The organism is Pseudomonas sp. CFBP13528 (genome assembly GCF_005233615.1).
Taxonomy (GTDB): Bacteria; Pseudomonadota; Gammaproteobacteria; order Pseudomonadales; family Pseudomonadaceae; genus Aquipseudomonas; species Aquipseudomonas fluorescens_AM.
In genome coordinates this window covers 1-13,455 of sequence record NZ_QGAJ01000010.1, presented here as the reverse complement: position 1 = coordinate 13,455, position 13,455 = coordinate 1, and the positions used below count along the sequence as shown (strand labels likewise).

Annotated in this window: 13 protein-coding genes and 1 pseudogene; 5 read left to right on the top strand and 9 right to left on the bottom strand. The window is 60.5% G+C overall.

Annotated features, from left to right (window positions below; genetic code table 11):
* The first annotated feature begins 90 nt into the window (after positions 1-90).
* Positions 91-672, top strand: coding sequence for an ABATE domain-containing protein (locus PspCFBP13528_RS18160; RefSeq protein ID WP_137201090.1), 582 nt, complete (start codon positions 91-93; stop codon positions 670-672).
* A 61-nt stretch (positions 673-733) separates the two neighbouring features.
* Here PspCFBP13528_RS18160 and PspCFBP13528_RS18155 read toward each other — a convergent pair whose 3' ends face one another.
* Positions 734-1,033 carry a hypothetical protein gene (locus PspCFBP13528_RS18155; RefSeq protein WP_137201088.1) on the bottom strand — a complete coding sequence of 100 codons (300 nt, stop codon included), beginning with the start codon at positions 1,031-1,033 and terminating at the stop codon, positions 734-736.
* 196 nt (positions 1,034-1,229) lie between these two features.
* On the opposite strand from PspCFBP13528_RS18155, the gene PspCFBP13528_RS18150 reads away from it, so the two are divergent.
* Positions 1,230-1,808: a DUF1349 domain-containing protein gene (locus PspCFBP13528_RS18150; protein ID WP_241669122.1), complete on the top strand. Its 579-nt coding sequence runs from the start codon at positions 1,230-1,232 to the stop codon at positions 1,806-1,808.
* A gap of 47 nt (positions 1,809-1,855) precedes the next feature.
* On the opposite strand, the gene PspCFBP13528_RS18145 is transcribed toward PspCFBP13528_RS18150, so the two are convergent.
* The 4 genes and pseudogenes from PspCFBP13528_RS18145 to PspCFBP13528_RS18130 form a co-directional block, all read right to left on the bottom strand.
* Complete coding sequence (locus tag PspCFBP13528_RS18145; protein ID WP_137201084.1) at positions 1,856-2,482, bottom strand: GNAT family N-acetyltransferase; 627 nt, start codon at positions 2,480-2,482, stop codon at positions 1,856-1,858.
* A gap of 170 nt (positions 2,483-2,652) precedes the next feature.
* Complete coding sequence (locus PspCFBP13528_RS18140; RefSeq protein ID WP_137201082.1) at positions 2,653-3,270, bottom strand: dTMP kinase; 618 nt, start codon at positions 3,268-3,270, stop codon at positions 2,653-2,655.
* Between the two features lie 51 nt (positions 3,271-3,321).
* Positions 3,322-5,061, bottom strand: coding sequence for a hydrogenase maturation protein (locus PspCFBP13528_RS18135; protein WP_137201080.1), 1,740 nt, complete (start codon positions 5,059-5,061; stop codon positions 3,322-3,324).
* Between the two features lie 139 nt (positions 5,062-5,200).
* Positions 5,201-5,554: pseudogene (locus tag PspCFBP13528_RS18130) on the bottom strand (zinc-binding dehydrogenase); the annotation flags it as partial.
* 190 nt (positions 5,555-5,744) lie between these two features.
* Here PspCFBP13528_RS18130 and PspCFBP13528_RS18125 point away from each other — a divergent pair.
* Positions 5,745-6,650 (top strand): LysR family transcriptional regulator, encoded by a 906-nt coding sequence (locus PspCFBP13528_RS18125; RefSeq protein ID WP_137201078.1) that lies wholly within the window; start codon positions 5,745-5,747, stop codon positions 6,648-6,650.
* A 1-nt stretch (position 6,651) separates the two neighbouring features.
* Here the strand turns inward: PspCFBP13528_RS18125 and PspCFBP13528_RS18120 are convergent, their stop codons facing one another.
* From PspCFBP13528_RS18120 to PspCFBP13528_RS18110, 3 genes are all read right to left on the bottom strand, one after another.
* Positions 6,652-7,584 carry a cupin gene (locus PspCFBP13528_RS18120; RefSeq protein ID WP_101220609.1) on the bottom strand — a complete coding sequence of 311 codons (933 nt, stop codon included), beginning with the start codon at positions 7,582-7,584 and terminating at the stop codon, positions 6,652-6,654.
* A gap of 158 nt (positions 7,585-7,742) precedes the next feature.
* Positions 7,743-9,065 (bottom strand): LLM class flavin-dependent oxidoreductase, encoded by a 1,323-nt coding sequence (locus PspCFBP13528_RS18115; RefSeq protein WP_137201076.1) that lies wholly within the window; start codon positions 9,063-9,065, stop codon positions 7,743-7,745.
* Between the two features lie 23 nt (positions 9,066-9,088).
* Positions 9,089-10,045 carry an ABC transporter substrate-binding protein gene (locus tag PspCFBP13528_RS18110; RefSeq protein WP_065953492.1) on the bottom strand — a complete coding sequence of 319 codons (957 nt, stop codon included), beginning with the start codon at positions 10,043-10,045 and terminating at the stop codon, positions 9,089-9,091.
* A 292-nt stretch (positions 10,046-10,337) separates the two neighbouring features.
* Here PspCFBP13528_RS18110 and PspCFBP13528_RS18105 point away from each other — a divergent pair, with 292 nt between their 5' ends.
* The gene (locus tag PspCFBP13528_RS18105; protein ID WP_065953491.1) at positions 10,338-11,207 is read left to right on the top strand and encodes an oxaloacetate decarboxylase; all 870 of its coding nucleotides are present in this window, start codon (positions 10,338-10,340) and stop codon (positions 11,205-11,207) included.
* A gap of 60 nt (positions 11,208-11,267) precedes the next feature.
* On the opposite strand, the gene PspCFBP13528_RS18100 is transcribed toward PspCFBP13528_RS18105, so the two are convergent.
* Positions 11,268-12,623: a PAS domain-containing methyl-accepting chemotaxis protein gene (locus tag PspCFBP13528_RS18100; protein ID WP_101220653.1), complete on the bottom strand. Its 1,356-nt coding sequence runs from the start codon at positions 12,621-12,623 to the stop codon at positions 11,268-11,270.
* A gap of 183 nt (positions 12,624-12,806) precedes the next feature.
* Here PspCFBP13528_RS18100 and PspCFBP13528_RS18095 point away from each other — a divergent pair, with 183 nt between their 5' ends.
* Entirely contained in the window at positions 12,807-13,187 is a 381-nt protein-coding gene (locus PspCFBP13528_RS18095; RefSeq protein WP_065953490.1) for a RidA family protein, read from the top strand.
* The last annotated feature ends 268 nt before the right edge of the window (positions 13,188-13,455 follow it).

Below are 13,455 nucleotides of genomic sequence, written 5' to 3'. Positions count from 1 at the left end.
CTTCCTGTGTAACCGTTAAAGTTGGTGTTTGAAGGTTATTCCCGGATTTGGTAACCTGTCAAACATAATTTATTGGTTACAGGCCGCCCCATGAATCCGAACAGCACTGCTTCAGGCGCACTTTTTCTGGCTGACAACCTTGCCCTCGATTTCATCAACTCCGAGTACGGGGTGGGTGATCAGCGCCATGACTGCTTCGTCGATGATCACAGCGTCATGAGTTGGCTGGCGCAAGCGGGGCTGTTGCCCGAGCACGCTGAGCTGCAGGCTCCGAGTGGGCTGCTGGCGCTCGCTCGCACGCTTCGCGCGAGTTCAAGGGCGGTTGTGAATGCCGCAATGACAGGCGTTGCCGTCGATCTTGCGGTGATCAACCAGGTGCTTGAAGCGGGGCAGCCGGTGAGCCGGCTGGAATGGGAACAGGAGAAGAAGGCATTTCGAGCTGCCACTTATCCTCGGGACAGCAGTCCGGCCAGCCTGCTTGGGCCGGTGACCGAGGCGCTGGTGGGCTTGGTCACTCACGATAAGTTTGAATACGTCCGGCAGTGCGAGGCCCACGACTGCGTGCTGCTGTTCCATGACCTGAGCAAATCACACCGCCGCCGCTGGTGCAGCATGGCGACCTGCGGCAACCGGATGAAGGTGGCGGCGTTTCGTTCCAGGAATAAACCTTGATCGTTCTCGCCGCCCGTATCCGCCGAGGGCGATGCGCGCCCCATGAATGGTCGCCCCTTTTTTATTGATGAGTGTCCGCTTCCTCAGCCGGATAAAACTCGCCCTCCTTGCCGATTTTTTTCAGGCGTTCGCGCACAATTGCCTCAATGCTGGCGACGGCGGCTTGATCGTCAGGGTTGACCAACTGCAAGCACAGGCGTCGGATATTCTGATCGTGGGTGCCCTCGCTCATCATTTCGTGGGTGAAGGCTTGTTTGCCACGCCACAGGCACAGCTGGGTATGCGTCCCGCCGAGCCATATTTCGTTGATTGACTCAAGGTCGGTGGTAGCCAGTTTATCGGCGGTGATTGTCTTATCCATTGCGCTGTACCTTAGCCATGAGTAGATACAGGTAGACTGATCGGCAGAGTCGGTCGTTCCAAATGACCCATCGGTAAGCTTCGAACCGGCGCAGTGAAAGGCCTGGTTTGCAACGCAGGTCCGGCTAATGAATTCTGGAGGCAGCAGAGTGGATACAACTCAAACCGCAGAGGTCTGTCAGGACGTTGAAACGTCAATTTGGCGAACCGCTGATTGGCTGAATAAACCGAACCGTTGCCAAGCCTTCACTGACGGTTCCCTGGAGGTGGTTACCGACTCCCAAACCGACTTTTGGCGTGAAACGCACTACGGGTTCATACGCGATAACGGACACTTCCTGGGATTTGCGACGTCAGGCGCCTTTACGGCTCAGGTCAGAGTCAACGCTGACTTGCGCGAGCTGTACGATCAGGCAGGAATGATGGTCAGGCTCGATGAGAAGACTTGGCTCAAGGCAGGCATAGAAATCAATGACGGAACCCCTATGATCAGCAGCGTGCTGACCCAAGGTCAGTCGGACTGGGCGCCTGGCTGCTTCCCCGGCAACCCGGACGATTTTTGGCTTCGCATAACCGTTTCCGGGGGTGTGCTGCGCTTGCAGTATTCAACCGATGGTGTGACTTGGCCATTGCTCAGGCTTGCGCCCTTCCCAGAGGCGAAAATCTATACCGTTGGCCCCATGTGCTGCACACCGCAGCGCCAGGGTTTGAGGGTAAGGTTTTCTGAATGGTCTTTAACCCAGCCTCTCGGGCGAGATCTGCATGATTTGAGCTAGGCACATACACCTTGCGAGCCGCAGAGAGGCTTTTGCCGCAAGGCCTGTCAAGCGCAAGGTAGCGGCTCGTCAAGGCTTGTAGCGCCGCGTATCAGCGGCACATGCTGCGCCGCTTTTGCGTTGACCAACCCAGTCAACCGGGGATCCTGGAAAATTTCAACTTGTCGGGAAAATGGTTCGAAGCCTGATCGGCGATAAAAATCCAACGCGGCGGGGTGATCAAATGTACAGGTATGAACCCAGAACCGTTCGATAGGCCGTGCCCAGGCGCGCTCGATAGCACGGTTCATCAGCCAACGCCCAACTGGCCCTCCAATCAACGGACTCGATAGACCAAAAAAAGCCAGCTCGCACGAGCCTGGCTGACGAAAGTCTAACTCCAGCAGCCCTTCGCCGCCGTTGTGCCCACGCAGGTGGTAGATTTCCACGTCAGGCGAATGAGTAATTTCGTTCAAGCCGTCATCGGTCATGGCCAAGCGGCTGAACCACAGCCAATCTTCTCCAACATTCTTATAAATCGCACGGTAGGCGTCGGGTTGAGGATTCAACACACGCTCGAAATCCCAAGCGGGTGTGGCTGTTTCCGGCCTCAAATCAGGGCGCGACGTCATCGACAGCGACGTGACCACTGTAGCAAGCATGCCATCAGGTACTGAGTGGTAGCCTTCTTTCATCCTGTATCCTCAATTCTTTGTAAGCGTCCGGCGAGGTCATCTCTATCGGATTCTGAATAAATAGCGCCATTGGCTGGTTCGTCCTTGCGTTAATTCGCGACGAAACCTTGGGTGACTATTTCTCACCGCTACTGGAACACGATGCCAGCGTCACCTTGGCGGGCGCCGCACTAGCGCCCGCTCAGCACGTTATCTATCGCGCAAACCACCTGCCTCGTCGCCTCCTCGATCGATCCCTCATTGCGGCATAAAACCCAACCGTGATCGGCAACCGCGCGTTCGAACGCATGGGTGCAGGCGGCATGTTCTTCCAGCGTGTGCAGCACCGTACTGTTCAGCCCACGCCGGCGTGCCGCTGCCCTCGCCCATGAGGTGTGCGCGTGGGTGACAACCCCGACATGCAGGTCCGGCACCTGCACGTGACGGTCGAGGTTCAGTTGCAGAATCTGCGCAAACGGAATCAGCCGGCGAAAGGCCGCGTCGGACGGATACCAGCGGTCAATCAGGATGATGCTGTCAGAAGGCTGTTCAGGCAGTACGTGCCTGGAAATCCAGCCACGGCTATCGGCGAACCGCTCACACACCGCCCACTCCAGTGCCGGGTCGGGATGTCGGACGAGCTGGTTGACCAGCCCCATGGTTTCACCCCGGTGGGGATCGCTGTTTTTTTCGCACAGCCTGATGACCTTTTTATGATTGGCCCTCAGGGCTGTCGTCACCGCCTCCAGCAGCGTGGTCTTGCCGGTGCCCTTGGGCCCGTCCAGCGAAATGAACAGCGGGCGACTCATAGCTCCCTTGCCATCCTGTTGCCAAACGCCAAGCATAGCATCGCAACTGGCTTAACCGACCATCCCTCTCTGGCTTTCCGGCAACCCGGTCTCAAACCCCAACGCCCATGCCGCAATCAGACGCTGCGGGGTCTGGCAGGTTTTGCGCTTGAGTACGAAGTTGCGGCACTTTTGCGCAAACTGTTGGCGGTCTTGCACCATGTCCAACTGCATTTGTGCCAGCTCCCGTTCGCGACAGCGCTCAACCTGTTCGATATCCAGCGTGGCTTTACGGGTGCGTGCGAGCAGGTATCGCTCATCGTTCAGCGCGCTGCCGGCTTGTTGCGCGAGCCACAGGCCGAATGCGTGCGGGCAACGGGGGCCGATGTCCTGGATCATTCCATAGTGCCGGGCCTGAAGAGCACTGATGGGCAGGCATGCTTCGGTGAGCCTGTGCGCGACTTCACTGCCGACGGCCCGTGGCAGGCTGTAGGTCCAGTATTCGGAACCGTACAGCCCCATACTTTTGTAATGAGGGTTCAGCACCACGCCTTCGCGTGCCAATACGATATCGGCGGCCAGCGCGAGCATGACGCCGCCTGCGCCCGCACTGCCGGTCAGGCCACTGATCACCAGTTGCCTGGCCGTCAGAAGCTCATGGCAGACATCGTCAATGGCTTGAATGTTGGCCCAGGCTTCCAGCCCCGGCACCTCGGCCGCCTGGATGACGTTAAGGTGAACCCCATTGGAAAAGCTGCCGCGACCGCCCTTGATCAACAACACCTGGGTGTCTCGCCCCTTGGCCCAGCGCAACGCAGCCACCAGCCGCTGGCATTGTTCAGTGCTCATGGCACCGTTGTAGAACTCAAACGTCAGTTCGCCGACGTGACCGAACTCCCGGTAGCGGATCGGTTGATAGGCCTGCCGATTGAACGTCTGGCGGGCGATGGCGCTATCAAGCACCGCAATACCGGCCAGGCCCTCGGCCAGCACATGCCGCGCCGGCCGCTTGAAGGTTTCTTCCCCTGGCTGGGCCTTGCGTTTGAGCGAGCCGATCCAGACGCTGTGATCCCCGGTCGCCACCAGCACGGCGTCGTCCTGTACCGCAAGGATTTCTCCCGGCGTCCCCTGGCGTGAATCCAGGTGCGCGTCGTACAGGTAATACTGGCCGCCCTGGAGGCTGGCCAACACACCGGGCTGGCCATCGGCGGCGTCGATACTGCGCTTGATGAAAGCTGCGCAATCGAACCAACTGAAGGTCCGGTCAGCCTGGGTCATGTTCGGCTGCAAACGCCCGATAACACTGGGTTGCGTGTAGTCGAGGGGGACCGGGACGAAGCCCTTGGCGAATTTTTCCACCACGTCGCGGATGCACACCATCGCGGCGTCACTCACCGGGCCATTGTACAACTCGGATTTGCGCACATTGGCGGGCATGTCGAACTCACAGGTCGACCAGATCGGCCCGGCATCCATTTCCTCGACCGCCTGCAGCGCCGTGACGCCCCAGCGGCCGAGCTGCCGGGTGATGGCCCAGTCCAGCGCACTGGCGCCACGGTCGCCGACAATGCCTGGATGGATGATCACCACCGGGCGCTGCGGGTGGCTCCACAGTTGCCGGGGCACACGGTCCTTCAAAAAAGGGCAGATCACCAGGTCCGCGCCTGAGTCCTCGATCTGCTGACACACGGAGGTTTCGTCCGTGAACACGACAACACTGGGATCATGACCCGCCTGGCGCAAATCCAGCCAGGCCCGCTGGGTCAAACCGTTGAATGCCGATGATAATAAAAGGATCTTCACTGATCGCATGGCTGACTCGTCCTTGAGATGCGCGACCAGAGACGCACGTTGAACCGTCCCTGGTCTTCGATGGAGGCCTGATGGTACAGAGCGGGCCAGCAAGGACACCTGATCAGGATCAATGATGAGCCCCGCTGGTAACTCTATTTTAGCTGACCTTGATAACGACCTTGCCGAATGGGCCGCGCGCCAGGTGCTCGTAGGCCTCACGCGCCTGTTCGAAGGGGTAGACGTGATCGATCACCGGACGGATGTGATGGGTGTTGAGGCACTCGTTCATCCGATCGAATGACGCGCGTGGGGCAACCGCAATGCCACGCAGGGTGGTTTGGCGGAAGATCAGCGGCATCAACTTCAGGTTAGCCGTTTGCCCGGTCAGGAAGCCAATCTGCGCAATGCGGCCACCCACTCTGGTTGCCTGGACGGAGTCGTTGATACCTTCGCCACCGGCGACTTCAAGAAGCAGGTCCACGCCCTTGCCGTCGGTAAGCTTCAATACTTGCAATGTGGGAGGGGGCTTGCTCCCGATAGCGGTGGGCCAGTCAAAGATGCATTGACTGAGACTCCCTCATCGGGAGCAAGCCCCCTCCCACAGCCAGATTACCGCCACAGCCAGCTTGGCTGTTCGAGTTGACAGCACGAGGCAAACATCCACAACCTGCACCTCTGCCCGCCCTGCCCCGAGGCCACCCGTGGATTATTTCGCCGCCCTGACCGCCTTCGTCGAAGCCGCTGAAGGCAATAACTTCTCCCGCGCAGCCGAGCGCCTGGGCATCAAGGCCTCCACTGTTTCACGCTACGTGAAGGACCTTGAGCAGGACCTGGGCATCGCGCTGTTCAACCGTTCCACACGTACCCTGCACCTGACCGAAGGTGGCCAGACGTTCCTGATGCACGCCCGCAGAGTGCTCGACGAACTGGAACACGCCAAGGCGGCGACGTCGGCGTTGAATCAACACCCGCGCGGGGTGTTGAAGCTCAACCTGCCGCCGGCCTTTGCCCGTCATCATATCCTTCCGGCCTTGAGCGACTTTCGCCTGCGCTACCCACAGATCAGCGTCGAGCTGGTGCTGGATAACGCCCAGGTCAACCTGATTCATGCCGGTGTCGATCTCGCCATCCGCATTGGCGCGCTGGCCGATTCCACGCTCAAAGCGCGCAAACTCTGCGACGGCCACTACCGCCTGGTGGTGAGTCCGGCATTCGCCATGCAGCACCCGCCGCCCTCGACGCCCACCGATCTTGCCAGTGTGCCCGCAATACTGGGCACACAGGCCGCGAGCGATATCACCTTCGTCGCCGACAGCCGGGTAGCGTCGTTGGTGCATGGCGACTGCATCCGGATCAATGACCTGGACGCGCAATTGATCGCCGCGCGCCAGGGCTTGGGGTTCGCGCTGTTGCCGGACTGGCTGGTGGCCCGCAGCCTCAAGGCCGGCGAGTTGGTGGTGTGGCTGCCGCAATGGCGCGTCCAGGGCGCCGAGCGGGCATTTGCCGTGTGGTTCGTCTACCCGCCCAAGCGCATCGTGTCTTCCAAGGTCCGGTGTTTTATCGACTTTATCGTTGAGCGCCTGGGCGAGACACCGGACTGGAACTGACTCAGCTGAAGCGAATATCCAAGGCACGCAGGTAGGTTTGCAGCCCCGCGTCCTGAATCGGGATCAGGAACGCCTCGGTGTCGGCTTCGTTGAAGTGCGCATGCCAATACCCCGGCGGCGTCACGAAGGCCAGGCCAGGCGCCCAGTCGACCCGCACCGGGTTGCGAATCTGCCCGTCCGCCTCCAGCTCGGTTCCCACCAGGGAGTAGCAACCGGGCGGGCAGTCAATGATGAAATCCAGGGCGATCGACTGATGGCGGTGGGGCTTTTGCACCGAGCCGGCCGGCAGAATTCCATACATCGCCCACAGCACATGCGTCACGGTGCGGGTTTGGGGGAAATTGCGGTTGCCCAGCAGGATGCTGATGCGGCTGCGGTCCTGGGCACGCGGATCGTCGGCTGCTTCACGCAGCTTCGCGTTGGCCAGTGCCGCCGGGTACAAGGTGGGGGTAAAACGCTCGGCGCTGGCGGTCACCCCCAGGTAACGCAACAAGGGTTCGTCGTGCACATAGTAGAGACGCGCATCCTGGCTGGCGCAAAATTGCGCCTCCTGCAGGCCGGGCAGCGCGATAAAGCAGCCCGTTGACCATTCAATCACGAACTCACCCTGAACCGCACGGCCCTCTCCCGCGATCACATAGAACACCTGCGAAGTGGCGTTGGGGTGCAAGGTGAGCGTATCGCCGCGATTAAGCCGCATGAAGTTCGCGCACAAGCCCGGACCGGTCGCCGGGCCTTCACAGCCCAGGGCGTCGCTGAGGTCCAGCGGTACCACGCGCGAAGGGCCGCTGTCGTACAGCGAGGCGGGAAAGCTGTGATAGGGAATGCGCGGGATGAGATTGGCACTGATAGGGTTGGCCGCCTTGCTGTACTCGAAGTACTCGGCGTCCACTTGGTTGATAGCGCTCAGGGCGGGATCGAATTCACGGTTCATCAGGCTCACCTCAGTCCGGGGCTGGTTGCGCAGCGCGGTTGAATGCGCTGCGTGGGTGAGTGAACTATAGGCACGACGCGTCTGCCGATTAATCCCTTGATCCGCACAGCAGTTATGCCAAATGGGGCGGTGACTGTTCAGCGTTCACGGCACCTGACTTAACGCCGCGCAAACGGCGCAATGTCCAGCCCCAGGCTCTCGCGCAATGTCGTCCCTTCATACGCGGTGCGGTAAACGCCCCGCTCCTGCAGTAACGGAATGACCTCCCGGGTAAATCGAGCAAATTGCTCCGGGTGCCCGATGTAGATGTTGAAACCGTCCACGGCACGGGCCTGCAGCCAGTCCGCCATTTTCTGCGCGACCGTGTCGGCCGTGCCTGTGAACGCGCCCGGACGCAGTTGCCGACCAAACTCCACCGCCTGGCGCAGCGTGAAGCCGTTCTCGCGGGCCTGATCGGCAATGCGCTGGGCGGCGGTGAAAAAGCTGCTGCGCGCAGCCTCCAGGCTCTCTTGAGGAAAGGGGGCATCGAGGTCGTACTGGCTGAAGTCATGCCAGCCGAAATGACGTCCGAACTCTTTGAGTGCCAGCTCGAAACTATGGTCGACCTGATGATAATGCTGCTCGATGTCGCGGGCGTGCGCATCGGTGTCGCCCACATACACCTCGGCCCCCGGCATGATCAGCAGTTGCTCGGGGTCACGGCCCGAGGTCAGCGCCCTGCCCTTTATATCCCGGTAGAACGCCTGGCCCTGCTCGATGCTGGCGGCATGGGTGAAGATCACATCGGCTGTCGCGGCGCCCAGGTCGCGACCTTGCTCGGAATCCCCAGCCTGGAATATCACCGGCTGGCCCTGGGGTGAGCGCTGGATATTCAATGGGCCGACCACTGAAAAGTGTTCGCCCTGGTGATTGAGGCTGTGCAGTTTGCTCGGGTCCAGAAATTGCCCGGTGGCACGGTCGCGCACAAAGGCGTCGTCCTCGTAGGAGTTCCACAGCCCCTGCACCACCTGCACGTGTTCGGCCGCGCGGCTGTAGCGCGTGGTGTAGTCGTAATGCTCGTCACGGCTGTAATTGCCGGCAGTGCCGGCGTCGCCACTGGTCACCACGTTCCAGCCGGCGCGGCCTTTGCTGATCAAGTCCAGGGAGGCCAGGCGCCGCGCAACGTTATAGGGCGCGTTGTATGAAGTCGTCAGCGTACCGACCAGGCCGATATGCCGCGTGCTGACGGCCAGTGCCGACAACAATGTCAGCGGCTCCAGTCGATTGAGGTAATGGGACGGCGAGCCCGGGGTGATGAATTGGCTGTCGACGATGAACATCAAGTCGAACAGCGCCGCCTCGGCCTGGCGTGCGATATCGATATACCAGTCGATGTTGACGCTGGCGTCGGCAGGCAATTGCGGATCGAGCCACAGGTTGTGGCGGCCCGGGCCACCGCTGCCCATGGTCAAGGCGCCCAGTTTGAGCTGTCGTGTGGTCATGTCAGAGGCAATCCTTGGGGTATTCAGGGCTGTGTTTGTGCGACGGCCGGCTGCAGGGCCGCGCTGAATGAGGGGTCGAACAGGCTGGCGGCCGGGAACGATTTGACCAGGCCCTGGCTGGCGAAAAAGTCCACGGTCTTCTGCGCTTCAATGGGCGCCTGGGCGTTCAGCGGCTCGACGGTGGTGCGCGCCCGGGCAAACCAGACGCGTGCAATATCAGCGTCGGCGCGGGTGCGTCTGGACCAGGCGTCGGCGTAGGCATTGGTGTTGGCCGGACTTTGGCGTGCCCAGTCGCGGGCTTTTTTCAGGCGCTGGAGAAAGTCGCTGATGGGCGCACGCTTGCTTTCGACCGCCGTGGCGTTGGCGGCGATAAAACTCTGCGCCGGGATCAACCCTTCTGCCGTCGCCAGTACGCGCGCACCTTGACGTTCCTGTTGGGTGACATAGGGTTCCCAGGTAGCGATGACGTCGACCGCACCGCCTTCCAGCGCATGGGAGGCATCCAGTGCACTGAGGTAGCGCAGCTCCAGGGCGTCCCGGGCAACACCGGCTTTATCCAATGCGCTCAGCAGCAGTTGCTGACTCCAGGAGCCTTTCCAGATGGCGGCGCGTTTGCCTGCAAGGTCCGCCAGGCTGTGGATTGGCGAATCCTGTTTCACCAGAATGGCCACGCCCGCCAGGTTTTGCCGGCTGACGGCAATCACCTTGATCGGCGCGCCCAATGCGCCCAGGAACAACACGGGCGCGTCGCCGAGCAGGCCTATATCCAGGCTGCCGACATTGAGCGCTTCGGCCACCGGCGATCCGGCAGTGAATTGTTTCCACTCAAGGGTGTACGGCAAGTCATCGAGCACCCCTGCCGCTTCCATCGCGGCCTGGGCGTTGTAGCTCTGGTCGCCTACTACCAGCGTTTGCGCATGCGCGCCCAGGCAGATCAATGCGGTGGCCAGTGCGGCCGCCAGTGTTGTCAGGTAACGCACGTTCGTCTCCAGATGCCGTGTGAGGCACTTCAGGTCGATCCGCGCGTGCGGTCTCGGGGGTCGTTGTGGGGGCTACGATGAGGTTGTAAGAATGCCTTGTAAAATATCTTTAGTGCATAACCTAATGCTGTAAAAATGCAGGCATTGCATTTTAACGATCTATCTCGGTTGCCCCTTCCCTCTCTGCTAAACGCTCAAACGTCATAAACCCCTGCCCGTCGCCGTGGTAATCTCGCGCCACCACGAATAGACATTGATCGTCACTTGACGATGACCAAAGCCAGGAAAGACCATGCCCAAGATTTCTCACTCAGCGCTGCGCCGCAACTTCCGCGAACTGCTTGCCAAGCCAATCTGTGTCGAAACCGCCTCGGTTTTCGACCCCATGTCCGCGCGTATCGCGGCTGACCTGGGCTTTGAGGTCGGTATCCTCGGCGGCTCCGTCGCCTCCCTGCAGGTACTGGCGGCACCCGATTTTGCGTTGATTACCCTGAGTGAGTTCGTCGAGCAAGCCACCCGTATCGGCCGTGTCGCGCAGTTGCCGTTCATTGCCGACGCCGACCACGGCTACGGCAACGCCCTCAATGTGATGCGTACGGTTGAAGAATTGGAACGCGCCGGCGTTGCGGCGTTGACCATCGAAGACACCCTGTTGCCTGCGCAATTCGGGCGTAAATCCACGGATTTGATCTCCGTCGAGGAAGGCATCGGCAAGGTCAAGGCGGCCCTCGAAGCGCGTGTCGACCCAGAACTGTCGATCATTGCCCGCACCAACGCCGGCGTATTGCCCACCGAAGACGTGATCGCCCGCACCCAGGCCTACGAAAAGGCCGGCGCCGACGGGATCTGCATGGTCGGCGTCAAAGACTTCGAGCACCTGGAAAAAATCGCCGAAAAGCTCACGGTACCGCTGATGCTGGTGACCTACGGCAACCCGCAGCTGCATGACAGCGAGCGCCTGGCCAGCCTGGGCGTGCGTATTGTGGTGGCCGGGCATGGCGCCTACTTTGCCGCGATCAAGGCCACTTACGACAGCCTGCGTGCGCAACGCCAGCTCACCCACAGCACCTCGAACCTCAGCGCCACGGAGTTGACCCACACCTACACATTGCCGGAAAGCTATGTGGCGTGGGCTGAAGAGTTCATGGATGTGAAAGAGTAAAGACCGCGCCGGTGCTGGTCCTGGCGATCAGTACCGGCGCGCGCTTTCAGTGGATCAGCATCAACCCACCCAGCCCACTGCGGCCTTTGGAATAACTTCCGACTCGTCCAGCTTGGACGCAAACATGCTCACCGCCTGCACCGCATCGCTGGTGCTGGTGCGGATCTGCAAAATCACCGATCCGGCCTGATCGGCCAGGCTCACCCCGCGCTGCGCACCTTCCTGGGTAGCGTTCATGCTGCTCACGGCATCCCGGGTTTCGGTCAGGATCATGCCGATCATCTCAGCGATTTCCGCAGTGGAGCGGCTGGTACGCCCCGCCAGTTGCCTGACCTCATCGGCCACCACCGCAAAGCCGCGTCCCTGATCACCGGCGCGTGCAGCCTCAATGGCGGCGTTGAGCGCCAACAGGTTGGTCTGGTCGGCAATCCCGCGAATGGTATTGACGATCGCCGTGATCTGTTCCGAGCGATCGCCCAACTGCCCCACCAGCCGCGCCGATGCGCCGATATTGTCGGCAATGCGGCGCATCTCGGTGGCGGTATCCTGAATGACCTGAGTGCCGTGCTCGGCAAAGCGTTCGGTTTCCGATGAAATATGATAAGCCCGCGACGCCCCGCGCGAGTCCTCCTCGAACTTCTCGACGCGCTCGGTGATATCGCTGGCGAACTTGACGATCTTGACCAACTTGCCGTCGCCGTCGTAGACCGGGTTGTAACTGGCCTCCAGCCACAGGACCCGGCCGTGTTTGCCGAGTCGCTTGAACTGACCGGTGAAAAACTCACCGTTGTTCAAACGTCGCCAGAAATCAGCGTATTCACTGCTGTTGATCAGGCTCGGCTCGCAAAACAAACGGTGATGCTTACCTTTGAGTTCCGCCAGCGAATACCCCATGACGTGTTGAAAGTTGGCATTGGCGTCCAGCACCTGGCCGCTCAAATCGAACTCGATCACCGCCATCGCCCGGTCCAGTGCGGCGAGTTTGCTGCGGGTGGCGGCTTCCTGCTCGACCTTGGCGGTGACATCCAGCGCGTACTTGACCACCTTCAGCACCTGCCCACGCTCATCCAGCAGCGGGTTATAGCTGGCCTCCAGCCAAATGGTCGCGCCGCTGCTATGCACACGCTTGAAGGTGCCGGACACAAACTTGCCGGCGCGCAGGTCGCTCCATAATTGAGCGTAGGCCGGGCTGCCGATGAGGGCGGGGGAGCAAAAATCGCGATGGGTCTTGCCGGCCAATTGCTCGCGGCTGTAGCCCAGGGTATTCAGAAAATTATCGTTGGCACGCAGCACCTTGCCGTTGAGGTCGAATTCGACGACGGCCATGGAGCGTTCGAGTGCAGCAATCAGTCCTTTGTACTCATCGACTTCGACCGTCCTGGCCGCCAGTTCTTGTTTGAGTTTCGCGTTGAACATGATGTCGCCCTCAGCCATGCGGAGAATCGGTCTCTAACACGCTATCGGCGCGGCTTTAAGCGACTTTACCCGGGATGGAGTTTTCTTTTTTGACGTCAGAAAAACTACTGGGCGCCATCGTGACCCGCAGGGCCTCAATGGTTAGACTGCCCGGCAACGTTTACGCCAACGCGAGAGGTTTTCATGGCAAACCACGATCTACAGTTCACCCCTGATCCGGATGCGGAGTCCATCTCCTGCGACGTGATCGGCTTCAACGGCATCCTGGTTTCCACCCAGATTCCAACCCACGCCGACGGCAGCCTGGAACTGGGCGATATCACGCGGCAAAGCGAATGCACCCTGCAAGCGCTGAAAGTCGCCCTGGAAAAAGCCGGGAGCTCCATGGACCGGGTGATGCACCTGACCATCTACCTCACCGACATGGCTGACCGTGCCGCGTTCAACGAAGTGTACAAGCGCTTTTTCGCCAAACCCTGGCCGGTACGCGCGGCAGTAGGCGTTGCCGAACTGGCCGTCAAAGGCATGCGGGTTGAAGTCACCGCAATGGCCGCCAAGGCCTGATACCTGAGGGGGCTGTAGAAAATGTGGGAGCGGCGGTGCGACGATTCGATTTGCCCCCGATGAGGAAGAGTCAGTGAGTGCATCAGTGACTGATACACCGCCATCGGGGGCAAGCCCCCTCCCACATTTGGAACGGGATCGACACAAAATACCGGTCGGCTCTAAGGCCGCCGCGCTTTTGATCTTGATCTCAGGCGCCCCGTTAAACCACGCTGGCCGAACGCAGGCTTGAATCCGTGGGCAACCCGGCAGGACGCCGGGTTAGCCG

Coding starts and splice junctions, on each gene's coding strand:
- PspCFBP13528_RS18160 (WP_137201090.1), top strand. CDS start 91: ATGAATCCGAACAGCACTGCTTCAGGCGCACTTTTTCTGGCTGACAAC.
- PspCFBP13528_RS18155 (WP_137201088.1), bottom strand. CDS start 1,033: ATGGATAAGACAATCACCGCCGATAAACTGGCTACCACCGACCTTGAG.
- PspCFBP13528_RS18145 (WP_137201084.1), bottom strand. CDS start 2,482: ATGAAAGAAGGCTACCACTCAGTACCTGATGGCATGCTTGCTACAGTG.
- PspCFBP13528_RS18140 (WP_137201082.1), bottom strand. CDS start 3,270: ATGAGTCGCCCGCTGTTCATTTCGCTGGACGGGCCCAAGGGCACCGGC.
- PspCFBP13528_RS18135 (WP_137201080.1), bottom strand. CDS start 5,061: ATGCGATCAGTGAAGATCCTTTTATTATCATCGGCATTCAACGGTTTG.
- PspCFBP13528_RS18120 (WP_101220609.1), bottom strand. CDS start 7,584: ATGAACCGTGAATTCGATCCCGCCCTGAGCGCTATCAACCAAGTGGAC.
- PspCFBP13528_RS18115 (WP_137201076.1), bottom strand. CDS start 9,065: ATGACCACACGACAGCTCAAACTGGGCGCCTTGACCATGGGCAGCGGT.
- PspCFBP13528_RS18105 (WP_065953491.1), top strand. CDS start 10,338: ATGCCCAAGATTTCTCACTCAGCGCTGCGCCGCAACTTCCGCGAACTG.
- PspCFBP13528_RS18100 (WP_101220653.1), bottom strand. CDS start 12,623: ATGTTCAACGCGAAACTCAAACAAGAACTGGCGGCCAGGACGGTCGAA.
- PspCFBP13528_RS18095 (WP_065953490.1), top strand. CDS start 12,807: ATGGCAAACCACGATCTACAGTTCACCCCTGATCCGGATGCGGAGTCC.